Source organism: Silvimonas sp. JCM 19000, assembly GCF_054652575.1.
Genome location: NZ_BAAIHC010000030.1, coordinates 23,420 through 47,301 on the forward strand (window position 1 = coordinate 23,420; position 23,882 = coordinate 47,301).

General features: G+C 60.7%; 19 protein-coding genes and 1 pseudogene. 15 read left to right on the top strand and 5 right to left on the bottom strand.

Annotated elements, in window-relative coordinates; all coding sequences use genetic code 11:
• Positions 1–43: 43 nt before the first annotated feature.
• On the top strand, positions 44–2,449 hold the full coding sequence (locus ACYQ1A_RS19260) for a sensor histidine kinase (RefSeq protein ID WP_499364730.1): 2,406 nt from the start codon (positions 44–46) through the stop codon (positions 2,447–2,449).
• 215 nt (positions 2,450–2,664) lie between these two features.
• Here ACYQ1A_RS19260 and ACYQ1A_RS19265 read toward each other — a convergent pair whose 3' ends face one another.
• Positions 2,665–2,955: a hypothetical protein gene (locus ACYQ1A_RS19265; RefSeq protein WP_499364732.1), complete on the bottom strand. Its 291-nt coding sequence runs from the start codon at positions 2,953–2,955 to the stop codon at positions 2,665–2,667.
• Positions 2,956–3,193: 238 nt separating this feature from the next.
• Here ACYQ1A_RS19265 and argS point away from each other — a divergent pair, with 238 nt between their 5' ends.
• The 3 genes from argS to ACYQ1A_RS19280 all read left to right on the top strand — a co-directional run bounded on the left by argS (position 3,194) and on the right by ACYQ1A_RS19280 (position 8,210).
• A complete protein-coding gene (gene argS / locus ACYQ1A_RS19270) occupies positions 3,194–4,915 on the top strand; it encodes an arginine--tRNA ligase (RefSeq protein WP_499364734.1) in 1,722 nt (573 codons plus the stop codon).
• A 112-nt stretch (positions 4,916–5,027) separates the two neighbouring features.
• Positions 5,028–6,743: a proline--tRNA ligase gene (locus tag ACYQ1A_RS19275; RefSeq protein WP_499364735.1), complete on the top strand. Its 1,716-nt coding sequence runs from the start codon at positions 5,028–5,030 to the stop codon at positions 6,741–6,743.
• A 60-nt stretch (positions 6,744–6,803) separates the two neighbouring features.
• On the top strand, positions 6,804–8,210 hold the full coding sequence (locus ACYQ1A_RS19280; protein ID WP_499364739.1) for an exonuclease domain-containing protein: 1,407 nt from the start codon (positions 6,804–6,806) through the stop codon (positions 8,208–8,210).
• Positions 8,211–8,384: 174 nt separating this feature from the next.
• On the opposite strand, the gene ACYQ1A_RS19285 is transcribed toward ACYQ1A_RS19280, so the two are convergent.
• Complete coding sequence (locus ACYQ1A_RS19285; protein WP_499364743.1) at positions 8,385–9,335, bottom strand: sugar-binding transcriptional regulator; 951 nt, start codon at positions 9,333–9,335, stop codon at positions 8,385–8,387.
• A 410-nt stretch (positions 9,336–9,745) separates the two neighbouring features.
• On the opposite strand from ACYQ1A_RS19285, the gene ACYQ1A_RS19290 reads away from it, so the two are divergent.
• The 11 genes and pseudogenes from ACYQ1A_RS19290 to ACYQ1A_RS19340 all read left to right on the top strand — a co-directional run bounded on the left by ACYQ1A_RS19290 (position 9,746) and on the right by ACYQ1A_RS19340 (position 22,885).
• The gene (locus tag ACYQ1A_RS19290) at positions 9,746–11,053 is read left to right on the top strand and encodes an ABC transporter substrate-binding protein (RefSeq protein WP_499364745.1); all 1,308 of its coding nucleotides are present in this window, start codon (positions 9,746–9,748) and stop codon (positions 11,051–11,053) included.
• A gap of 83 nt (positions 11,054–11,136) precedes the next feature.
• The gene (locus ACYQ1A_RS19295; RefSeq protein ID WP_499364748.1) at positions 11,137–12,087 is read left to right on the top strand and encodes a carbohydrate ABC transporter permease; all 951 of its coding nucleotides are present in this window, start codon (positions 11,137–11,139) and stop codon (positions 12,085–12,087) included.
• Positions 12,084–12,893, top strand: coding sequence for a carbohydrate ABC transporter permease (locus tag ACYQ1A_RS19300; RefSeq protein ID WP_499364752.1), 810 nt, complete (start codon positions 12,084–12,086; stop codon positions 12,891–12,893). The genes ACYQ1A_RS19295 and ACYQ1A_RS19300 overlap by 4 nt, the downstream gene beginning before the upstream one ends.
• Complete coding sequence (locus tag ACYQ1A_RS19305) at positions 12,890–13,561, top strand: HAD family hydrolase (protein WP_499364755.1); 672 nt, start codon at positions 12,890–12,892, stop codon at positions 13,559–13,561. Before ACYQ1A_RS19300 ends, ACYQ1A_RS19305 begins: the two co-directional genes overlap by 4 nt.
• A gap of 199 nt (positions 13,562–13,760) precedes the next feature.
• Entirely contained in the window at positions 13,761–14,864 is a 1,104-nt protein-coding gene (locus tag ACYQ1A_RS19310; RefSeq protein ID WP_499364758.1) for an ABC transporter ATP-binding protein, read from the top strand.
• A gap of 153 nt (positions 14,865–15,017) precedes the next feature.
• The gene (gene dalD, locus ACYQ1A_RS19315; protein ID WP_499364762.1) at positions 15,018–16,397 is read left to right on the top strand and encodes a D-arabinitol 4-dehydrogenase; all 1,380 of its coding nucleotides are present in this window, start codon (positions 15,018–15,020) and stop codon (positions 16,395–16,397) included.
• A 21-nt stretch (positions 16,398–16,418) separates the two neighbouring features.
• Positions 16,419–17,888 (top strand): xylulokinase, encoded by a 1,470-nt coding sequence (gene xylB, locus ACYQ1A_RS19320; RefSeq protein ID WP_499364766.1) that lies wholly within the window; start codon positions 16,419–16,421, stop codon positions 17,886–17,888.
• 64 nt (positions 17,889–17,952) lie between these two features.
• Positions 17,953–18,438 carry a Fur family transcriptional regulator gene (locus ACYQ1A_RS19325; RefSeq protein WP_499364770.1) on the top strand — a complete coding sequence of 162 codons (486 nt, stop codon included), beginning with the start codon at positions 17,953–17,955 and terminating at the stop codon, positions 18,436–18,438.
• A 191-nt stretch (positions 18,439–18,629) separates the two neighbouring features.
• Entirely contained in the window at positions 18,630–19,688 is a 1,059-nt protein-coding gene (locus ACYQ1A_RS19330) for a UDP-glucose--hexose-1-phosphate uridylyltransferase (RefSeq protein WP_499364772.1), read from the top strand.
• Between the two features lie 16 nt (positions 19,689–19,704).
• Positions 19,705–20,865, top strand: a complete 1,161-nt coding sequence (galK, locus tag ACYQ1A_RS19335) for a galactokinase (RefSeq protein ID WP_499364773.1) — start codon at positions 19,705–19,707, stop codon at positions 20,863–20,865.
• Between the two features lie 584 nt (positions 20,866–21,449).
• Positions 21,450–22,885 (top strand): annotated as a pseudogene (locus ACYQ1A_RS19340) (L-lactate MFS transporter).
• Between the two features lie 92 nt (positions 22,886–22,977).
• On the opposite strand, the gene ACYQ1A_RS19345 reads toward ACYQ1A_RS19340, so the two are convergent.
• The 3 genes from ACYQ1A_RS19345 to ACYQ1A_RS19355 form a co-directional block, all read right to left on the bottom strand.
• Positions 22,978–23,400: a type II toxin-antitoxin system VapC family toxin gene (locus ACYQ1A_RS19345; protein WP_499364775.1), complete on the bottom strand. Its 423-nt coding sequence runs from the start codon at positions 23,398–23,400 to the stop codon at positions 22,978–22,980.
• A complete protein-coding gene (locus ACYQ1A_RS19350; protein WP_062224749.1) occupies positions 23,384–23,647 on the bottom strand; it encodes a hypothetical protein in 264 nt (87 codons plus the stop codon). Before ACYQ1A_RS19350 ends, ACYQ1A_RS19345 begins: the two co-directional genes overlap by 17 nt.
• On the bottom strand, positions 23,644–23,882 hold a 239-nt coding region (locus ACYQ1A_RS19355), incomplete at its 5' end, for a hypothetical protein (protein WP_499364777.1). The genes ACYQ1A_RS19355 and ACYQ1A_RS19350, both read right to left, overlap by 4 nt.

The following is a 23,882-nucleotide window of genomic DNA, read 5'->3' on the forward strand; positions in this document are numbered from 1 at the left end:
TCTAACGCTGACACGCCGCGCGCTCACACGCATGGGGCTGCGCGTGGCCGTCGTTATTGTGTTGGTCACGCTGGGCAGCTACTGGCATCTGTACAACAGTCTGCAACACATGCTGACCACCGGCCTGGCCAATTACGCCGAGGCGCGCGCCAATCACGAATCGCAAGATTTTCTGCTGGCGCAAACGCAGACCCGCATGCTGGCCGACGAATATCTGCGCCGCCTGAAGGCGCTGGGCCAGACTGATCCGCAAGCCGAATTCGACGCGCACTTTGGCCGCTCGCCTGACGGGCTGATCCGGGTGCGGCCCGAGATCAGCGACTTCCGACACAAAGCCACGCTGTTTATCCGCAATGACGTGCCCATTACCCCCGATCTGCGCCGTCGCGTGCTCACCGGCTACCAGTTGCTGAGCGAATGGGGGCCGCTGACCACCAATCGTTTTCTCGATAGCTTCATGAATATGCCGGAGCAGCTGTCGATCAATTACGCGCCATTTGTGGACTGGAGTCTGAGTGCCACACCCAGCACCAATATCTTTGAATATGAAACCGTATGGCGCTCGGCGCCCAAAGCCAATCCGGCGCGCAAGTCGTTCTGGACCTCGGTTTATTTTGACGAGGGCGCACGCAAATGGATGATTTCGCACGTGTCGCTGGCCGATCTGGACGGGCGTTGGGTGGGCAGCCTGGGGCAGGATATTGCGATAGACGATCTGGTGCGGCGCACGCAGAACACGCACTTGCCCGGCACATGGAACCTGATTGTGCGCAGCGACGGCCAGTTGATTGCGCATCCCACGCTGGCCAAAGAAATTGCCAAAGCCGGCGGCAATCTGGACGTACGCCAGTTGCACGACAAAACCCTGGAAAACATCGTGCAAGCCGCGCTCAGTGTGCCGGACGGCCATGGTTCTGCCACCACGCCGCGCGGTGACTATCTGGTGGCGGTGTCCACCATCGCCGGGCCGCAATGGAAGTTGGTGGTGGTGTATCCGGGCAGCCTGCTGGCCAGCATCGCGCGGGCCAATGCCAGCTATGTGCTGTTGCTGGGCGCGGCTTCGTTGCTGCTGGAATTGCTGATTATGTGGCTGGTGTTGCAACGGCATGTGGCCGAGCCCTTACAGGAAATGGTGATTGCCGCTGAGCGCATCCGCGATGGCGAATATGCGCTCGACCTCAAAAGCGCGCGGCTGGACGATGAGTTGGGCGAACTGGCGCGTGCCCTCGCCGGGATGGCCGAGCGGGTGGGCGAGCGCGATGGGCAGTTGCTGCATGCGGCCAAGCAACTGGCGCGCGAGGCCGAGCTGGCAGGGCAAACCGCAGCGCGGCTGGAGGCGCTGTCGCAAATCCTACCGGACCCGGTGTTTCTGATTGATCAGCATGGCGTGGTGCGCGAGGCCTTTGGCAAGACGGCTGCTTTGTTTGCGGGCAACCCGGTGGCACAGAATGTGTTCAGCACGCTGCCGGAGGACTATCACGATCTGGCCCGCACGGCATTGCAAGATGCCTTGATGCGCGGCGCGCCGCACCGGCTGGTTTATCCGGTGAATACGCCCTTGCCGGCACGCTGGTTTGAGGCACGGTTAATGCCGCTGCCCAGTTCGTCCACCTATCACTGGAGCGTGCTGTGGTTGGTGCGCGATATCACCGAGCTGAAGCAAGCTGCCGAAGAAACCCGGCTGGCGCGCGACCATCTGCAGGACATTGTGGCGGCACAAACCGCCGATCTACGCGCGGCACGGGACAAGGCCGATGCGGCAAACCGGGCCAAGACGCAATTTGTCTCGAATATTTCGCATGAATTGCGCACGCCGATGCACGCCATCCTCAGCTTTGCCCGCATCGGCATCGAAAAGGCGGCACAGGCCGAACCGGACAAACTGCGCCGCTATTTTGAAAACATCGCCAAATCGGGCGAACGCATGCTGGCCACGGTGAATGATTTGCTGGATATCGCCAAGCTGGAAGCGGGCAAGATGGATTATCACTTTGTCGATACCCAGCTGTGCCACATCGTCAACACGGTGGTAGAAGAACTGGAGCCGCTGGCGGCACGGCGGCATGTGACGATGACGGTACGCGGCTGCGACAGCGACACCGTGCATTGCGACAGCTTCCGCATTGCTCAGGTGATCCGCAATCTGCTGTCCAACTCGCTCAAGTTCAGCCCGTCACCGGGTGAAATCCGCGTGCTGATGCACAGCGACGGCGCAATGCTGCATGTAGGGGTGTGCAACGACGGCCCGGCCATCCCTGATGATGAACTGGCGCGTATTTTCGAGAGCTTTGTGCAAGGCACGGCGACCTCGCCTGCAGGCGGATCGGGGCTGGGGCTGGCGATCTGCCGTGAAATCATCACCGCCCACGGCGGCATCATCCACGCCAGCAATCTGGACACCGGCGGCGTGTGCTTTAACTTCACGCTGCCGATCACCAGAGTCCCATAGGGTGGGTCTGGACCCACCGTGTAAAGTGATGTGTCAAGCGCACCGCACCTGACATGCGGCTTTGAAGTTTCGCAACGGACCACGGTCCGAGGCGGTATGCCAGGTTCCCTGCTGTGTCTATTAGCTTTGGTCGGTGGGACTAGTCCCACCCTATAAAAACACCGCCGCTAGGGTGAGCGGACGGTGTTTTTTATCGGGCTAATCCAGCGTGCGGATTAACCGCCGCTGCCGCCAGTACCGCCGGGCGCGGTGGTGCCGCCGGTGGCATCGCCACCGGTGCCGCGATCAGTCTTGGTGCCGCCCTGGTCTTTGCCCTGGCTATGATTGCTGGCCTTCTTTTTGGTGGCGTCTTTTGTCACCTTGGGTTGGGTCGAATCATCGGGCTTGACGTGTTTGGTCATATTGTCGGTGTTGGTGTCAGGCGGGGCGGTGGTGCTGTCCGCAGCCATGGCGACGCCGCCGGCGCTCAGCGCGGCGGCCAGAAGCAGGGTTACGATGGGTTTCATCAGAGTCTCTCCGTTGTTGGTTTAATGGTGTGATCCCATCTTCTGCCGCAGCCGTGTTCATCAACATCAGTCAGGCCCGGCAACGCGCGTCAGCCAAACGCGCCCGGGGCCATTGCCGCTGGCGCAGGACAATCCCTGCTGACGCTGCAAGAGGACGCTTACCCGGGCCGCAGGCTTTGCCCGGCGCTTTGCTTTACAATGGCCCCCTTCGCGAAACTGTTTTTCTGGCTATCCGCACATGACTCTGTTGCAACTGCTCACCCAACGCGCCGCCGCCGCCTTTGCCAAAGCCGGTGCGCCCGACGCTGCCCCGCTGGTCCAGGCCGCTTCCAAGGCGGAATTTGGCGACTATCAAATCAACGGCGTGATGGGCGCAGCCAAAGCGCTCAAAACCAATCCGCGTGAACTGGCCACGCGCGTGCTGGCCGATCTGGAACTGGATGGCATCGCCAGCAAGCTGGAAATCGCCGGCCCCGGCTTTATCAACGTCACGCTCAGCGATGAATTTCTGGCCAGCCGCGTGCTGCAGCAACAAGACGATGTGCGCCTGGGCGCGGGCACCGGCCACGTGGAAACCGTGGTCATTGATATCTCGTCGCCCAACCTGGCCAAAGAAATGCACGTGGGCCATTTGCGCTCCACCATCATTGGCGACGCCCTGGCGCGCGTCTTTGAATTTATTGGCCACAAGGTCATCCGGCAGAACCACGTTGGCGACTGGGGCACCCAGTTCGGCATGCTGACGGCCTATCTGTTTGAGCAAGAATCCACCCAACCGGCCGAGCTGGCGCTGCACGATCTGGAAGAGTTCTACCGTGCCGCCAAAGCGCGCTTTGACGCCGACCCGGCTTTTGCCGATACCGCGCGTGATTACGTGGTGCGTTTGCAAGCCGGTGATACCCGGGTCCTGGCGCTGTGGGAACGCTTCCGCGAAATTTCGCTGGCGCATTGCCACGCCGTGTACGCGCAACTGGGCGTCAAGCTGACCCCGGACGATGTGATGGGCGAATCGGCTTATAACGACGATCTGCCCAAGGTCGTGGCCGACCTGAAAGCCCAGGGCCTGCTGGTGGAAAGCCAGGGCGCGCAGGTGGTGTTCCTCGACGAATTCCGCAATAAAGAAGGCGAGGCCGCAGCCTATATCGTGCAAAAACAGGACGGTGGCTATCTGTACAGCACCACCGATCTGGCCTGCGCGCGTTATCGCGACCACACCCTGCACGCCGACCGCGTGCTGTATGTGGTGGATGCGCGCCAGGGTCTGCACTTCCAGCAAGTATTTGCCGTCTCGCGCAAGGCGGGTTTTGTGCGGCCCGAGCTGGTGCTGGAACACGTGGCCTTTGGCACCATGATGGGCAAGGACAACAAGCCGTTCAAAACGCGCAGCGGTGGCACTGTCAAACTGGTGGAATTGCTCGACGAAGCCGAAGTGCGCGCGTTTGATCTGGTCACCAGCAAGAACCCCGATATGCCGGAAGCCACACGCCGCGAGATCGCCAAGGCGGTGGGTATCGGCGCCGTCAAATACGCCGATCTGGCCAAGCATCGCACCAGCGACTACGTGTTTGACTGGGACAGCATGCTCAGCTTTGAAGGCAACACCGCGCCGTATCTGCAATATGCCTATACGCGCGTCGCCAGCATCTTCCGTCAAGCCGGCACCGTGGATGAACACGCGCCGCTGCTGCTGGTGGAGCCAGCCGAACACGCGCTGGCGCTGGCGCTGGCGCAATTGCCCGATCTGCTGCAACAAGTGGCGGCGGAAACTGCGCCGCATTTCTTGTGCGCCTATCTGTATGGTCTGGCACAGAAGTTCTCGCGCTTCTACGATGCCTGCCCGGTGCTGAAGGCCGACGATGCCGCCACCCGCGCCAGCCGTCTGCGCTTGTGCGCCGCCACCGCCAATACGCTGAAGACCGGCCTCGGTCTGCTCGGCATTGCGGTACTCGAAGAAATGTAAAGCAGTTTGCCGGGGCGCGCCGCCGATGCGGTCGCGCGCCCCGCGCCGTCCCCACGCACGGGCTTCCTTGCTACAATCGCGGATTCCAAATACCAGATTGCAGCGCCCCAATATGCGTACCTCCGAGCTGTTCCTGAATACCCTCAAAGAAGCCCCCTCCGAAGCGGAGCTGATTTCGCACAAGCTGATGGTGCGGGCCGGGCTGATCAAAAAGCTGGGTTCCGGTTTGTATACCTGGATGCCATTGGGTCTGCGCGTGCTGCGCAAGATCGAAACCATTGTGCGCGACGAGATGAACAAGGCGGGCGCGCAAGAAATGCTGATGCCCACCATCCAGCCCGCCGAGCTGTGGCAGGAATCGGGCCGCTGGGCCGTGTTTGGCCCGCAAATGCTCAAGATCAAAGATCGGCATGATCGCGATTTCTGTTATGGCCCCACGCACGAAGAAGTCATTACCGACATCGCGCGTTCCGAGCTGCGTTCGTACAAGCAATTGCCGCAAAACTGGTATCAGATTCAGGCCAAGTTCCGCGACGAAATCCGCCCGCGTTTTGGCGTGATGCGCGCGCGTGAATTCGTGATGAAAGATTCCTACTCGTTTGATGCCGACTTCGCCGGTCTGGAAGTGGCCTACGGCAAGATGTACACGGCGTATTCCAATGTCTGTACCCGTCTGGGCCTGAAGTTCCGCGCCGTTGCCGCCGACACCGGCGCAATTGGCGGTTCGGGCAGCCATGAATTCCAGGTGCTGGCGGATGCCGGTGAAGATCTGCTGGCCTACAACCCCGATTCGGATTACGCCGCCAACGTTGAGCTGGCGCCGGCTTTTGCTCCGGACACCCCGCGCGCCGCCCCGGCTGAGCAAATGCGTGATGTGGATACCCCCAAGCAAACCACCTGCGAAGCTGTGGCGCAGTTGCTGGGCATCGGCATTGATCGCACGGTCAAGCTGATCGCGCTGGTGGGCGGTGAAGGCCAGTTTATCGTTGCGCTGTTGCGTGGCGATCATTCGCTGAATGAAGTGAAGCTGGGCAAAGTGGCCGGCGTGGGCGAATTCCGCTTTGCCACCGAAGAAGAAATCCGCGCGCGCTTTAACTGCCCGCCGGGCTTCCTTGGCCCGGTCGGTATCGCCAGCGATATCACCGTGATCGCCGATCTGACGGTGAATGCCATGAGCGACTTTGTGGTCGGCGCCAACAAGCCCAAGTTCCACCTCGCGGGCGTCAACTTTGGCCGCGATCTGCCGGAACCGACCGTGGTGGCCGATATCCGCAACGTGGTGGTGGGCGACAAGGCACCGGATGGCAAAGGCACGCTGGATATCTGCCGCGGTATCGAAGTCGGCCATATCTTCCAGCTGCGCACCAAGTATTCCGCCGCGCTCAACGCCACTTATGTGGCCGAAGACGGCAGCCAGAAGCACTTTGAAATGGGCTGCTACGGTATTGGCGTGTCGCGCATTGTGGCTGCGGCCATCGAGCAGAACCATGACGAGCGCGGCATCATCTTCAGTGCGGCGATGGCGCCGTTTGCCGTGGCCGTGGTGGCAGTGGGCTACCATCGCTCCGAAGCCGTCAAGGCGGCCGCCGATGCGCTGTACAACAGCCTGATCGCGGCCGGTGTCGATGCGCTGCTGGACGACCGTAACGAGCGGCCGGGCTCGATGTTTGCCGATATGGAACTGCTGGGCATTCCGCACCGCATTACCATCGGCGACAAGGGTCTGGCGGAAGGCAATGTCGAATACGTGGCACGTGCCGGTGGCGAAATGCAGAAAGTCGGTCTGGCCGATGCGGCGACGTTTGTGCGCCAACGTCTGGCGGCTTGAGCGTTTATTGATTGAGTAGTTGTTACAGGGGCGGCGGCCCGCCGTCGCCCTGGAATCCCCATGAATAATCCGTACTTTGATGCGCCGCTGGTGCTGATCGATCTGGAAACCACAGGCGCCACGCCAGCCACCGATCGCATTACCGAAGTCGGACTGGTGCAGATCGACGCCGACGGCATTCGCAGCTGGCAAAGTCTGGTCAACCCGCAGCGACCCATCCCCCCGTTTATTCAGCAACTGACCGGCATTAACGATGCCATGGTGGCCGACGCGCCCACCTTTGCCGAACTGGCGCCCACCTTGCTGCAAAAGCTGGAAGGCCGTGTGTTTGTCGCGCACAACGCGCGCTTTGACTACGGTTTTTTAAAGCAGGAATTCAAGCGGCTGGGGCTGCGTTTTAGCGCGCGCGTGCTGTGTACGGTCAAACTGTCGCGCAAGCTTTATCCGCACGAACACAAACACAGTCTGGATACGCTGGTGGCGCGCCACGGCTTGAGCGTGCCCGGCGAACGCCACCGTGCGCTCACCGATGCGCTGTTGCTGCAGCAGTTTCTGGATGCCGCCCAGCGCGATCATCCCGTCACCGCCATCCACGCCGCGATTCAGGATCTGACGCGCCAGCCGGTGGTGCCAGCCGGTGTCGACCCCGCCATCGTGGACGATCTGCCGGAAAGCCACGGCGTCTATGTGTTTTACGGCGACGGTGACGAACCGCTGTTTATCGGCCGCAGCAGCAATGTGCGCAAGCGCGTGCTGACGCATTTCTCGGTTGACCTGAAGGACCGCAAAAAAGCGCGCGAGGCGCAGATGCTGGGACTGCTCAAGCGCGTGGACTGGGCGGAGACTGCGGGCGAGTTTGGCTCGTTGCTGCACGAAGCCAGCCTGCTGCGCAGTTTGTCGCCGCAATACAGCCCGCGTCTGCGTAAAACGCGCGAACTGGTGGCATGGCGCTTAATGCCGCAGCCCGACGCGCCGCTGGAAATTGCCCTGGTGCCGCTGGAAAACCTGGCTGAAGCCGGACCAGATGAATTCTGGTTTGGCCCGTTCCGCAGCGAGCGCGAGGCGAAGACGGCGTTAACCCGGCTGGCCGACGCGCATAATCTGTGCCGCACTTTGTTGGGTTTCGAAACGGTCACGCCGTGCAGCAGCCATCTGGCGCAGAAATGCCGCGGCGCTTGCATGGGCAAAGAACCGGTCGGATTGCATAACGCGCGCGTTCTGGCGGCGTTATCGAAGCTGAAAATGCCCGCGTGGCCGTATGCCGGGCCGGTGGCGCTGGCTGAAGGGCAGGGCGATGCGGCGGTGCTGCATGTGCTGGAGAACTGGAATTATCTGGGCTCGGCGCGCGATGATGAACAACTGGCCGAATTGCTGTCCGCGCCACGCCCGGCGTTTGATCTGGATATGTTCAAGCTGATCCAGGCCGAACTGAAACGTGGCCGCTTGATGATCAAAAAGCTCACGTAGGATGCGTTACCCCCGGGCTTGTCCTCGCTTGCGGGGACTTGTCCTCGCTTGCGGGGACAACGCACATTTCGGGGCCAGCCCGCGTCCACGGCATAGCCAAATGCACGTTGCCCCCAGCCAGGACAAAACCTCTCCAGGGCAACACATTACCGAGACGCTTTCCGCTGCTGTTTGTTACGCCTGCGCCAGCGCTTGCCGTGCGCTGGCTTCATCGGTCACCAGCCCGCTGAGGGCGCGGCCGCGCAATGCGGCGTTCAGCGCTGTGTACTTCGCCTTGCCGCCGCCAAAGCCGATCACAGGCTGCGCGGCGGACATCGGCAGGCGCAAGCTGGTGACGCGCTGCGCCAGCGGCGAATCCAGTGCCTGGCCGTTGTGATCGAGTACGTGGCCTATCATCTCGCCCGCCGCGCCCAGGCCCATCAATTGCGAAATATCATCCGCGCTTAAAAAACCGTCTTCCTGCAGCGGGCAGCCCGGTCCGATTGAACCGATGCCGAGGAAAGTGACGTCCGCATGCGCCGATAGCTCGCTCACCACGCGATACACGCGGTGGCTACACCATTGGCGGCAGTCTTCCGCGCTGTCGGCAATCAGCGGCGCGGGCAGCATAAAGTATTTGCTACGCGTCTTTTCGGCGGTGCGTAGCGCCACGTCGTAGCGATTGGAGGCGCCATCGCTGGCAATCGCCCCCACCATCGAGACGATGCGATGCTGCGGCCGCTCGATTTCGCTCAGTTCATCAATCACCGCCTTCAGGGTCCGGCCCGAACCCAGATTCACCACCAGCGGTTTATCTGACTGCAAAAACTGGTCCATCACCTGCGCGCCCGCTACCGCCAACATGCGGCGCAGCACGTCGCCTTCGGCGTTGCCGGCCGGGACCACGCGACACAGGCTCAGGCCAAAGCGCGTTTTCATCGCCTCGGCCAGCGCCAGGCAATCGCTGACGTCATGGTCGATGCGTACGCGCACCAGGCCTTCTTCTACCGCGTACGCCACCAGACGCTGCGCCATCTGTCGGCTGATGCCGAGATGCTCTGCGATTTCATGTTGCGTGTTGTTGGCCACGTAATACATCCACGCGGCGCGCGCAGCCTGGTCCAGTTTCTCTTGTTGTCTCGACATGATTTTCCTGTAAAGCCCCGTAGCGCCTGGGTTGAGCGGCCGTGGGGCTGCGCCGGATTGTAACCGTGCCCCTGCGGCTTGCGGCTGTTTTACCACCGGGCGGCAGCAAAAGACAGCCCGGTATGTTGCAGTGCATTTGCTCAGCGCGCGAGCAAATGCTTGACAAGGATCAAACGTGAAGCGAATATTTGCCCGCGTAGTGAATAAATGCTCACTACGTAAATAGTGCCACAGTTTGAGCTGGGGTGCTGATCGCCGGGTTGCTTCGCGTGTTGTGCCGCAGCACCTGGTCGCTACGCTCACTGATCGTGTTTTACCCAACGCAATAACAAAGGCCGCGCCCTTGCGTGGCTGTAACAGCCGGGTTTGCTCTGCACCGGCCACTCAACGAAAAGTATGGAGAGATCAACGTGAACAAGACCCTGACTACCGCAATCGCTGCCGCGTTTGTTGGACTGGCTGGTGTAGCCAGCGCCGCCACCGTCACCATTGCCACCATCAACAACCCCGACATGATCGAGCTGCAAAAGCTCTCCAAGACGTTTGAACAAGCTAATCCGGACATCCAGTTGCGTTGGGTAACGCTGGAAGAAAACGTACTGCGTCAACGTGTTACTACAGATATCGCCACCGGTTCGGGCCAGTTTGACCTGATGACCATCGGCGCTTACGAGGCCCCGATCTGGGCGGGCAAAAACTGGCTGAGCCCGTTGGATCTGCCCGCCAGCTATGACCTTAACGATGTGATCAAGACCGTACGCGATGGCCTGTCGCTCAAAGGCAAGCTGTATGCGGTGCCGTTCTATGCCGAAAGCTCCATGACCTACTATCGCAAAGACCTGTTTGATGCCAAGGGTCTGAAGATGCCGGATCAGCCGACCTGGACCGATATTCAGGGTTTTGCTGAAAAACTGACCGACAAAGCCGCCGGCGTTTACGGCATCTGCTTGCGCGGCCAGGCCGGTTGGGGCGAAAACATGGCACTGGTAGGCACCATGGTGAATACCTACGGCGGCCGCTGGTTTGATCAAAGCTGGAAGCCGACCATCGATACGCCGGAATGGAAGAAGGCCGTCACCACTTACGTCGACATCCTCGGCAAATATGGCCCTCCGGGCGCCAGCGCCAATGGCTTTAACGAAAACCTGGTGCTGTTTGGTAGCGGCAAGTGTGCCATGTGGGTCGACGCCACTGTCGCCGCCGGCATGTTGTACAACGGCAAGGAATCCAAAGTAGCCGATAAGGTGGCCTTCGCCGCTGCACCGCAAGGTACTTCGCCGAAGGGCGCGCACTGGCTGTGGATGTGGTCGCTGGCCGTGCCGAAGTCGTCCAAGAACCAGGCCGCCGCACAGAAATTTGCGGCATGGGCTACCTCGAAGGAATACATCGCGCTGGTCGCCAAAGACAAGGGCTGGGCTTCGGTGCCGTCCGGTACGCGTGAATCCACTTACGCCAATCCGGAATATCAAAAAGCCGCGCCGTTTGCCAGCTTTGTGCTGAGCGCCATCAACACCGCCAACCCGACCGATGCCACCGTGCAGAAAGTGCCGTACATCGGCGTGCAGTTCGCCACCATCCCTGAGTTCCAGTCCATCGGCACCGTGGTGGGCCAGAACGTGGCAGGCGCGCTGACCGGCAAGCTGACCATCGACCAGGCGCTGAAGAACTCGCAAGCCTCGACTGAGCGCGCCATGAAACAAGCGGGTTATCTCAAGTAATCCGCGCTGGTACGTCGTCACCGGAAGCCGCGCTGCCAGGCGGTTTCCGGTGGTCCCCTGACTGACCCGCACAGGTGTCCCCCATGACTCAACAAGTTCTCAATGCGACGGTAGCCCCCCTGCCGCCCGGTGAAACCCTCACCCCGGCCGTGCAGCCGCGCAGCAAATTGCCGCTGGCCAGCCTGATGCTGACGCCGTCGGTAGCGGTGCTGTTTTTGTGGATGCTGGTGCCGTTGCTGATGACGCTGTATTTCTCCGCCATCCGTTACAACCTGCTCAACCCGGACCAGACCGGCTTTGTCGGCCTTGATAACTATCGCTACCTGCTGGATGACCCGGCCTTCTGGCCCGCCATTGGCCACACCCTGACCCTGATCGGCTCGGTGCTGGGGATTTCGGTAGTGGGTGGTTTGCTGCTGGGCGTGCTGTTTGACCAACCGTTTGCAGGGCGGGGTATCGCGCGACTCCTCGTTATCGCGCCCTTTTTTGTAATGCCCACGGTCAGCGCGCTGATCTGGAAAAACATGATCCTGCACCCGGTGTATGGCCTGTGGGCCAACATCTTCCGCGCCCTGGGCCTGCAGCCGATTGACTGGCTGGCGCAGTACCCGATGTGGTCGGTGATTGTGATGGTGTCGTGGCAATGGCTGCCGTTTGCGTTTCTGATTTTGCTGACCGCATTGCAATCGCTGGACCAGGAACAGAAAGAAGCCGCGCAGCTGGATGGCGCGGGCCCGATCCGCATCTTTATCTACATCACGCTGCCGCATCTGTCGCGCGCCATTGCCGTGGTGGTGATGATCGAGACCATCTTTTTGCTGTCGATCTTTGCCGAAATCTTTACCTCCACCGCCGGCGGCCCCGGCACCGAAACCACCACGCTAACGTGGCTGATTTATTCGATCGGCTTGCAACAGTTTGATATCGGCATCGCTTCGGCCGGTGGCGTGATCGCGGTGGTGCTGGCCAATGTGGTGTCGTTCTTCCTTGTGCGCATGCTGTCGAAGAACCTGAAAGGGGAGTACGAAAAATGAACGATAAAGCCCCATGGTGGGTGGGCGTGTTGGGGTGGGGGACGGCATTTGTCATCTTTCTGCCCATCCTGATCATCGCCGTCACCGCCTTCAAGACCGAACAGGACGCGTACTCGCTGTCGCTGCTGTTCAAGCCCACGCTGCAAAGCTTTAACGAAGTATTTGAACGCAGCCATTACCTGGGCTTTGTCAGCAACTCGATCTATGTCTCGATCGGCTCGACCATCGTGTCCCTGGCGTTGGCGGTGCCCGCGGCGTATTCGCTGGCGTTCTTCCCGGGCAAGCGGGCGCAAAAAATCCTGTTGTGGATGCTGTCTACCAAGATGATGCCGGCCGTGGGCGTGTTGATCCCGATCTATCTGCTGGCCAAGACCACGCTGCTGCTGGATAGCATTACCGGGCTGATCATCATCTACACGCTGATCAATCTGCCGATTGCGGTGTGGATGGCATTCACCTACTTCAATGAAGTGCCCAAAGAAATCCTTGAAGCCGCGCGCATCGATGGCGCCAACGCCTGGCAGGAAATGCTGCATCTGTTGCTGCCGACCGCGCTGCCGGGCCTGGCCTCAACGGCGCTGTTGCTGGTGATTTTTTCATGGAACGAGGCGTTCTGGAGCCTGAACCTGTCCAGCGTCAACGCCGCACCGCTTACCGTGTTTATCGCCTCGTACAGCAATCCGGAAGGTTTGTTCTGGGCCAAATTGTCAGCGGCGTCCTTGCTGGCGGTGGCGCCCATCCTGGTCCTGGGCTGGCTGGCACAAAAGCAACTGGTGCGGGGCATGACGTTCGGGGCGGTCAAATGACAGGCATCACCCATGTCATCTGTGATTGCGACGGCGTGTTGCTCGATAGCGAAAGCGTTGCGCTGGCCGCCATCCTTGACGGGCTGGATGGCCGGGCGCCACGCCCGGTACTCGACGCCTTCTTGCGGCCGCGCCTGGGCATGACATTGCCCGCCATCGCCGCTGACATGGCGATCGAGCTGGAACTACGGCTCAGCATGACCGAAACGCTGGCGCTGGAAGCCGCAGTCGAGGCGCGCTGTATCGCCGAGGCGCAGGCCATCCCCGGCGTGCTGCAAGCGTTGTCCGCACTGCAACGACCGTTGGCGGTGGCCAGCAATAGCAGCCGCCCGCGCGTTGAAGCCGGGCTCAGTAGTGCGGGCTTGCGCGATTTGTTTGGTGGCCAGGTGTACACGCCGGATGTGGCGCTGCGACCCAAACCCGCGCCCGATTTATACCGTGCGGCCTGTAATGGTCTGGGTGGCCAGTCCGCCAGCACGCTGGTGATTGAAGACAGCGTGGCCGGCGTGACGGCGGCGCGGGCCGCCGGGTTGGCCGTGCTGGGGTTTGTCGGCGCGCGCCATGGCGAGATCGGCGCCAGCCGTCGCTTGTTGGCCGCTGGCGCCCACGCCGTGTTTGATGACATGACTGAGTTGCCCACGCGCGTGGCGCAATGGGCCGCAGTCTAAGCCGGGCCGGGATGCCGACTAAATCTATGTTTTTGCAGGTTTAGTCGCTGTATGGATAGCACGCTTGATGGCTAGATAGGTCGGCGTTACGGGCCACCTGGTGGCAGTCAATAAATGGATAGCAACGCGATAAAACGCAGTTCTTTTTTATCCCTCACGCGACGCGGCTTGCACGCGTAGGCACTCAAGGACAAAAGCAATGGCTGGATTGACTCTGCGTAACATTCAAAAGCGCTACGACGAAGTAGAAGTCATGCGCGATATCAACCTCGACATCGAGGACGGCGAATTTGTGGTGTTTGTCGGGCCGTCCGGCTGCGGCAAATCGACCTTGCTGCGCATGATTGCCGGTCTGGAAGAAATCACCGCAGGCGAGCTGAAAATCGGCGACGCGCGCATGAATGAAGTACCGGCCGCCAAACGCGGCATCGCCATGGTGTTTCAGAGCTACGCGCTGTACCCGCATATGACGCTGTACGCCAATATGGCGTTTGGCCTGAAGCTGGCTGGCAAATCGAAAGAAGAAATTGATGTGGCCGTGCAAAAGGCCGCAAAGATATTGCACATCGATCATTTGCTGGACCGCAAGCCGCGTGCCCTCTCGGGCGGCCAGCGCCAGCGGGTGGCCATCGGCCGCGCCATCACGCGTGAGCCCAAAGTGTTTTTGTTTGACGAGCCGCTGTCTAACCTGGACGCCGCGCTGCGCGTCAAAATGCGCCTGGAATTCAGCCGCCTGCACGATCAACTGAAAACCACCATGATTTACGTGACGCACGATCAAGTCGAAGCCATGACGCTGGCCGACAAGATTGTGGTGCTGTCGGCCGGGCGCGTGGAACAAGTCGGCTCGCCGCATACGCTGTATCACCATCCGGCCAACCGCTTTGTGGCGGGCTTTATCGGCTCACCCAAAATGAATTTCTTTGACGGACAGATCAGCGCCATTGCCGATGGGCTGGTGCACGTAAGCCTGGTGGGCGGCGGCGCACAAGCGGCCGCGGTGGAGTCGGCCGCGCTCAAGGTGGGTGACAAGGTGACGTTGGGCGTGCGCCCCGAACATCTGCATGTCAACGCCAGCGGCGCCTTTGCCGCCCGGGTAACGGCGCAAGAATCGCTGGGCGATTTTGCATATGTCTACGCCGACTGCGCCGCCGCACCGGATGGCCTGATTTTGCGCGTGCCAGAAGAACAGGAATACGCGCATGGCGCACAGATTGCCCTGAGCGCAGATCCGGAACGCTGCCATCTGTTTGACGCCAATGGCCAGGCGGCACGCCGCATCAAATTGCTGCAGGCCGCCTGATTTGACGCTGGCCCGGCGCGGCAACCGCCGGGCGCATCCTCTCCGTTCTTGCATCGTCCCCGGTTTGCCGGAAAGCCAGGCCGACGTCGCCGCGACGCCAGCAGGGGCCCGGCTTGCCGTAACAAACGCTTTATATATATAGGAGCAAGCAGCATGAATAGTTCGCAAGCCACCTGGCTGCATATTGGAGCCGGCTCGTTTCACCGCGCGCATCAAGCCTGGTATCTGCATCGACTGCTGCAAAGCGGTGACCATAGCTGGACGCTGGCGCTGGGTAATATCCGCGACGATATGACGCCGCTGCTGCAAGCGCTGCAACGCCAGAACGGCGAATACACGCTGGAAACTGTCGATCCGGCGGGCGTGCGTGAATACGAGCGCATCAAATCGGTAAGCCGCATTGTGGATTGGGATGCCGATCTGGCTGCGCTGACGGCGGCGGGGGCGGAAGCGTCCACCCGCATTATCTCGTTTACCGTGACGGAAGCCGGGTATTACCTCGACCATCATTTCAAGCTGGACCAGTCCAACCCGGACCTGGCGGCAGATTTAAAAGGCGACAGCAAGCGCACCATCTACGGCGCGATCACCGCCATTCTGAAAGCGCGCCAGGCCAATGACGCGGGCGCGGTGACGCTGCTGAACTGCGACAATCTGCGCCATAACGGCGAGCGTTTCCGCGACGGCTTGCTGCAGTTTCTGGCGTTGCGCGGTGAAACAGAACTGCGCGACTGGGCCGCCACCCACACCGCCAGCCCCAATTGCATGGTGGACCGCATTACGCCGCGCCCGGTGCCCGCCGTGGCCGAGCGCGTGCTGGCCAGCACCGGCGTTACAGACGAAGCCGCCGTAATGGGCGAAAGCTTTATCCAGTGGGTGATCGAAGATCACTTTATTGCGGGCCGCCCCGCGCTGGAAAACGTCGGCGTTGAAATGGTCGAATCAGTTCTGCCGTACGAAGAAGCCAAAATCCGCATCCTGAACGCCACCCACAGTTGCATCGCCTGGGCCGGAACGCTGACCGGGCTGGACTATATCCACGAAGGCACCGTGGTACCGGCGATCCGGCAGATGGCGTATGACTACGTGACCGAAGACGTCATCCCGTGCCTGAGCCCCAGCCCGCTGGACCTGGGCAAGTACCGCGATGTGGTGCTGGACCGCTTTAGCAATCCGCATATCCAGGACAGCAACCAGCGCGTGGCCGCCGATGGCTTCAGCAAGCTGCCCGGCTTTATTGCCCCGACCATTAACGAATGTTTTGCCCGTGGCAAGACGCCGCACGCCACGGCCATCTTGCCCGCCCTGTTCTTGCGTTTTCTGCAGCGCTGGGCGGCGGGTGAGTTGCCGTATCAGTATCAGGACGGCATTCTGGACGAGGCCGCCACCCGCGCCATGCTGGCCGACGCGGATCCGGTCAAACGTTACGCCGCCGACCCGATGCTGTGGGGCAAGAGCGCCGGTACGCCAGAACTGGAAAACGTGCTGCGTGAAGCGCTGGGCAAAGTCGACGCCTGGCTGGCCGCGGCATAAACACCACAAGGACATCTCGCAATGTATCTGGGCATCGATCTGGGCACGTCTGAAGTCAAGGTTGTGCTGCTCGACAACCGCAATCATCTGGTGGCCACGGCAGGCACCGCGCTCACCGTCAGCCGCCCGCATCCGCGCTGGTCCGAGCAAGATCCGGCGATGTGGTGGAGCGCCACGCAACAAGCGATCGAACAATTGCGTGCGGGGCATCCGGCGCAATTTGCCGAGGTGCGCGCGATTGGTTTAAGCGGCCAGATGCATGGCGCGGTAGTGCTGGATGCGGCGGATCGCGTATTACGCCCGGCCATCCTGTGGAACGACATGCGTAGCGCCGACGAATGCGCCGAGCTGACCGAACGTGCACCCGATCTGCATAGCATCGCCGGCAATCTGGCCATGCCCGGCTTTACTGCGCCCAAGCTGCTGTGGCTGCAAAAACATGAACCCAATGTCTTTAAAGCCATCCGCACCGTGCTGCTGCCCAAGGACTGGTTGCGCCTGCAACTGACGGGTGAAAAAGCCAGTGAACCGTCCGACGCCGCCGGCACCTTGTGGCTGGATGTGGCCAAACGCGACTGGTCGGATGAGCTGCTGGCCGCCACCGGCCTCAACCGCAGCCATATGCCGCGGCTGGTGGAAGGCGATGCGGTCTCGGGCACCTTGTTGCCCGCCCTGGCGCAGCAGTGGGGCTTGTCGGCCAATGTGGTCGTGGCTGGTGGGGGCGGCGATAACGCCGCCAGCGCGGTTGGCATCGGCGCGACGGTGCCCGGTGATGGCTTTATTTCGCTGGGTACATCGGGCGTGATGTTTGTGGTGAACGATCAATTCCGCCCCAATCCGGCCAGCGCCGTCCACGCCTTTTGCCACGCCTTGCCCGGACGCTGGCACCAGATGAGCGTGGTGCTGTCCGCCGCCAGTTGCTTGCGCTGGCTGTGCAAGCTGACCAGCACCGATGAAGCAACCTTGCTGCCCGAAGTGGCGGCGCTGTCGGCCACCATGCTGGACCAGTCGCCGGTATTCCTGCCTTATCTGTCGGGCGAACGCACACCGCATAACGATCCGTATGCGCAGGGCGTTTTCCACGGCATGACCTTGGCCACTGACCGCGCCATGCTCGGCTATGCCGTGTTGGAAGGGGTGGCCTTCGCGCTCAAGGATGGACTGGATGCGCTCAGTGCCGCCGGTACCCGCGTCGATACCCTGTCGTTAATGGGCGGCGGCGCGCGCAGTCCGTATTGGGCGCAATTGATTGCCGATGTGCTGAATACCCGCATCGTCACGCATCAAGGCGGCGAGTCGGGCGGGGCGCTGGGCGCGGCGCGGCTGGGCTGGTTGTGCAGCGGCGGAGATGAAGCCGAGATTTGCCGCAAGCCGCCGGTGCGCGCTGAGTATCTGCCGCAAACCGCACGCGCCGATGTGTTGGCGCACCGGCTTGATTTCTATCGGACGATCTATAAGCAGCGCCCGCTCGCCCATCTGGTGCAGGGCTAGCCGGCGTCTATGCGGGGGTGGCGGTGGCTTGTAGAATCGTCGCCACCGCCCGCTGGAAGCCACCATGAATACCGAGCAATTTCTTGATTACGCCGCCCAACGCTGTCGCGAGCACGGTACGCGGCTGACGCCCATCCGGCGCCAGGTTCTGCAGCGCGTGGCGGACCAGCCCGGATATTGCAAAGCGTATGACCTGCTGGAGCAATTGCGGCCCGAGATTGCCTCGCTGACCGCGCCCACCATTTATCGCGCGCTCGAATTTCTGGAAACCGAAGGCCTGGTGCATCGGCTTGATGTGGTTAACGGCTACGTGGCCTGCCAGCAGCACGATCACGATGCGCAAACCCTGTTTCTGATATGCCCATGCTGCGGCAAAGTGGCCGAGGCCAAGTCGGACGACAGTGGTTTTTTCTTTCGCAAGCTATTGGCGGATAACGATTTTGGCGAAGCGCCGCCGTATCTTGAGGTCAAGGCGCTCTGCGGTGCCTGCCAGCAACAGGGCGGCAGTTGCGCCGCCCGACACAGCCATATGCATCACACCCATTCCTGAGCTGATCCCGACAAAACGCGTGGCGAATTCATATTCCCACGCGTTTTGTCCATATGCGGCAGCAACACGCTGTGGGATGGTGGGCGCCCGGATACAAAGCCCGCTGGAGTTATCGCTAATTATTAGTAATAATACGGCTCACCCGCTCGCAGCAGCTAATACGTAGCATCAACGCCGCAAAGGAATCCCGGATGTTCAACCCCGCCGATCACCCACACCGCCGTTACAACCCGCTGGTTGGACGTTGGGTACTGGTTTCACCGCATCGTGCCCGTCGTCCATGGCAAGGCCAGCAAGACGCGCCGGAACGCGCGATCCGTCCATCTCACGATGCCACCTGCTACTTATGCGCCGGTAATACGCGTGCCAATGGCGCGGTCAACCCGGCTTATACGCATACCTTTGTGTTTGCCAATGACTTTGCCGCGCTGTTGGAAGACACTCCGGCGCCGCCCGCTAATGACGATCCGCTATTCCAGGCCTCGCAAGCCCAGGGTGAAGCGCGCGTGATCTGCTTTTCGCCCGACCACGCCAAAACCCTGCCCGAGCTGCCGCTGGATGCGCTGGAGCGCGTGGTGGATGTCTGGGTAGAACAGGTGGCCGAGCTGGGGCAGAAATACCGCTGGGTCCAGGTCTTTGAAAACAAAGGCGCGGTGATGGGGTGTTCCAATCCGCACCCGCACGGCCAGCTCTGGGCCAGCAATTTTCTGCCGACCGAAGTCGAAGCCGAAGACGAACATCAGCGCGCTTACTACGCGCAGCACGGCCGTGCGCTGCTGGTGGATTATGCCCAGCGCGAAGCCGGTACCGAACGCGTGGTGGTGGATACCGAACACTGGATTGCCGTGGTGCCGTACTGGGCGGCATGGCCGTTTGAAACCCTGCTGCTGCCCAAAGCGCAGGTGTCGCATCTGGACCAGTTGAGTGCGGCGCAACGTGCCGATCTGGCCATTGCAATCAAGCAACTGACCACGCGCTACGACAATCTGTTCCAGTGCTCGTTTCCGTATTCGATGGGCTGGCATGGCCGCGCCACCCACACCGACGAAGCTCAGCCACACTGGCAATTGCACGCGCATTTTTATCCGCCGCTGTTGCGTTCGGCCTCGGTCAAGAAATTTATGGTCGGCTATGAAATGATGGCCGAGACACAACGCGATATCACCCCGGAGCAGGCTGCCGCGCAACTGCGCCAGGTCAGCGCCACTCAACACTATCTCGCTTCGGCGAACGAACCCGCAGCCAGCTAATGGCGGAGCAATAACGATGTCTGAACCTCAAGCCCGTGTCATTGCCCAGTTCACCCAGGCCTTTGGCCAAGCGCCGCGCCACGTTATCCAGGCACCCGGCCGCGTCAATCTGATCGGTGAACATACTGATTACAACGATGGTTTTGTGCTGCCGTGCGCCATCGATTTCCACACGGCCATTGCCTGCAGCCCGCGCGCGGATCGCACCGTACGCGTTATTGCCGCCGATTACGCTGGAGAAGAAGACAGCTTCAGTCTGGACGAGTCCATCGTGCATCACCCGACGCAACTGTGGTCGACCTATGTACGTGGCGCGATCAAGGATCTGCTCGGCGCCGGTCATACCTTTGACGGCCTTGATATGGTGATCAGCGGCGATATCCCGCAAGGCACTGGCCTGAGTTCATCGGCGTCTTTGCTGGTGGCGGTAGGCCAGGCGGTCAAGACCACCTGCGGTCTGGTGCTGACGGCGCAAGCCAACGCGCTGAACGCGCAACATGCTGAAAACGAATTTGTTGGCACGCGCTGCGGCATCATGGACCAACTGATTTCGGCGTGCGGTCGCGTCGGCCATGCACTGCTGATTGATTGCCGTTCGCTGGAAACGCTGGCCGTGGCCATGCCGGAAACGCTGTCGGTGCTGATCATCAATTCGCGTATCCAGCGTGGCCTGGTCGGCAGCGAATACAACACGCGCCGCGAACAATGCGAAGCCGCTGCGGCGCATTTCCACGTCGGCAAACTGCGCGATGTGACGCTGAGCCAGTTGCTGGCCGAAGAAAGCAAGCTGGACCCGGTGGTATTCCGCCGCGCCCGCCACATCATCACCGAGAACGCGCGTGTGCTCGAGGCCACCCAGGCGCTGACCAAGGGCGATATCGAGCACATGGCGGTGCTGATGGAACAGTCGCATAACTCCATGCGCGACGATTTCGAGATTACGGTGCCGCTGATTGATGAACTGGTCGAGATCGTCAAAGCCGCCGTGGGCGAGCAGGGCGGCGTGCGCATGACCGGTGGCGGCTTTGGCGGCTGCGTGGTGGCGTTGCTGCCGCACGCGCTGGTCGATACCGCCGTTGCCGCGGTCGAAGCGCATTACCGGAATGCTGCTGGCGAAAAGGCGATCACGTATGTGTGCCATCCCAGCGCCGGCGCTGGCGTAATGCAGGCCCTCTAAATGCATGGGGTAGGACTCGGCGCCCCCGTCTAGACCCACCCTCCAAAGCCAGCGATAAAGGCGCCGACGTGCGTTTCTCTTTCGCTACTTTGGGTGGTGGGTCTAGACGGGGACGCCGAGTCCCACCCTATGAGTACGCATTCTTAAGCCGTGTCTCTGATCAGAGGCACGGCTTTTGTTTTTTTAGCGAATTGCTTCGGCATTTATTGCAAACTTTGCAATCACGCAACAGCTTTGCTGTAACCCCACTGAAATGTGCTCTGCGACACGTGCCGCGCCTGCAGTCTGACAACGTCGCTTTCTGCCGCTTTTCTTGTAGTCAGATCAAAGGCTTACGATTTTTCTTGATTACGTAGGCCGATTCTCACTAGCCGCTCCGCAGAGCGGGCCAGTCGCACCGTTTGTGCTTAAGCGCCTCAGCACTATCCCAAAACGAATATAAGCGGATTATCATGCACCCAGCCTGAAACCTTGATGGGGATCAGAGCGCAGTTTTTTGTATGGTGATACGCGGTCCCCGCAGAGGGCGCCCGTACTCAAACGCCGAGCCGTTAACCGGCCGCACTATAAACAGGGAAGCTCTCATGAGTCTGTTATCGCTACTCGATAAGCAACACAGCGTTGCCAAACCGGGTTTCAACCGCTGGTTGATTCCGCCGGCCGCGCTCGCAATCCACTTGTGCATAGGTCAGGCCTACGCATTTTCCGTGTTCAATGCCCCGCTGAATAAAGCCTTCGGCTGGAGCATTCCGGCACTGGGCTGGATCTTTTCGCTGGCCATCGTGTTCCTGGGCCTGTCGGCTGCTTTCGGCGGCAAATGGCTGGAACGCGTGGGCCCGCGCGCCACGATGTTTACCTCCGCACTGTGCTTTGGCGGCGGCTTTCTGATTTCAGCGCTGGGCATCAAGCTGCAGCAGCTGTGGCTGCTGTATGCCGGCTACGGCGTGCTGGGTGGTATCGGCCTGGGCCTGGGTTATGTGTCGCCGGTGTCGACGCTGATCAAGTGGTTCCCGGATCGCCGCGGTATGGCAACCGGCATGGCCATCATGGGCTTTGGCGGTGGCGCCATGATCGGCGCGCCGCTGGCTGTGTCGCTGATGGACCATTTCAAGGGCACTGATACCCCGGGTATCGCCGAAACCTTCGTCGTGATGGGCGTGATCTACACACTGTACATGCTGGTAGGTGCGTTTACCGTGCGTTTGCCGGCTGCGGGCTGGAAACCGGAAGGCTTTGTCGAAAAAGTCTCCACCGACAAGCTGGCGTCGACCGAATACGTGCACGTTGATGTCGCCCACAAGACACCGCAATTCTGGTTGCTCTGGGCCGTGCTGTGCCTGAACGTGACCGCGGGTATCGGTGTTCTGGGCCAGGCTTCGCTGATGATCCAGGAAGTATTTAAAGGCTCCGTCACCCCGGCTGCGGCTGCGGGCTTCGTGGGCTTGCTGAGTCTGTTTAACATGGGCGGCCGCTTCTTCTGGTCCAGCGTGTCGGACGTGCTGGGTCGTAAAGGCACTTACCTGGTGTTCCTGCTGCTGGGCGCGGTGCTGTATGCACTGGTGCCGACCGTAGGCGCCGGTAGCGTTGCGCTGTTCGTGGCCCTGTACGCAGTCATCCTGTCGATGTACGGCGGCGGCTTTGCCACCATCCCGGCCTATCTGTCGGACAAGTTTGGCACACGCTATGTTGGCGCCATCCACGGCCGTCTGCTCACCGCATGGTCGGTGGCTGGTGTTGCTGGCCCGGTAATCGTGAACTACATGCGTGAAAACCAGATCGCCCACGGCGTGGCCAAGGCCGAAGCCTATAGCACCACCATGTACGTGATGGCTGGCCTGCTGATCGTTGGCTTTATCTGCAACTCTCTCGTGAAGCCGGTACATGCCCGCTTCCTGACCAAAGAGGCTTAAGCAACATGGACGACAAAGTCAAAGGCATCATCCTCTGGATCGCCGTGCTCGCACCGCTGGTGTGGGGCGTGTTCCAGACCGTCAAGAAGACCCTGGCGCTGTTCAGCTAAACGCTGAACCCGCTTGCCCAAGACGCCCGGCACTTTGTGTCGGGCGTTTTTGTTTTGGGTAGCTTTTGAGCGCTGCGCGTCAGCCTGGCGGATCAATTTGAAAACGGATTCACAGTATCAAGGCTGGTTTGCTGAAAGTGCCGGACGTTGCGCGTAACCATGGTCAAGCCATGCACGATTGCTGTCGCAGCAATCAGTTTATCCACCGGATCTTGCTGATGTGGCACTCTCAAATGACCCCATAACTGCGCCACTTCGGCATCGACCGGCAAAACGCGGTTTTGATATTCAAGCAGTACTTCGGCAAACCAGTTTTCCAATCCGTCCGCTTGCGGCTGATCGCCGCGATGCCGCAATTTTTCGATGCCGTATCTGATTTCACCCAGACTGATTGCCGAGATCTGCGGTTGATCGCCTTCCTCCTCGCAGCGGAGCGCGAAGCGCTGAACGCCTGGATCTGCGGAGGAGCCCTTATGCTGCTCGCTCAATACGTTGGTATCAATCAAACAGGCCATCGCGCATATCTCTGCCGCCGCCATTATCACGCGCGAAATCCTCGTCCAGACCCACATTGGGCATGGCAAACAGAACGTCGATAAAGGGCCGGGGCGGTCCGTGACGGTGTGCACACGCTTGCTTGTAAGCCTCAAAATCAAATGGTCCCGCATCCGGGTCTCGATACGAAAACGCCCGCCGCGCACTCTCCATACGCTTGCGCACATCACGCGCTTTCTGTGCGCTCTGGTCGATCAACTCAGTCATACACACTCCTTTGCAAACCCAGGCAAATTCGCCGATGCGTGCCTCTCAGCAACAGTCCAGCATAAGGAATGCTCGAAAAACAGAGGATAAGAAAACTCGCTAAATAAAATGTCCTGGAACAATGCCGCCGATGAAGGCAGAAGGCGCCCGCGCAGCGCCTCGCCCAACAGCCGCGAAGGCGACAGCGTAGCGCCTCGCCCAACGAAAGCCTGAAAAGAAAACAGCCCCGAGCAAA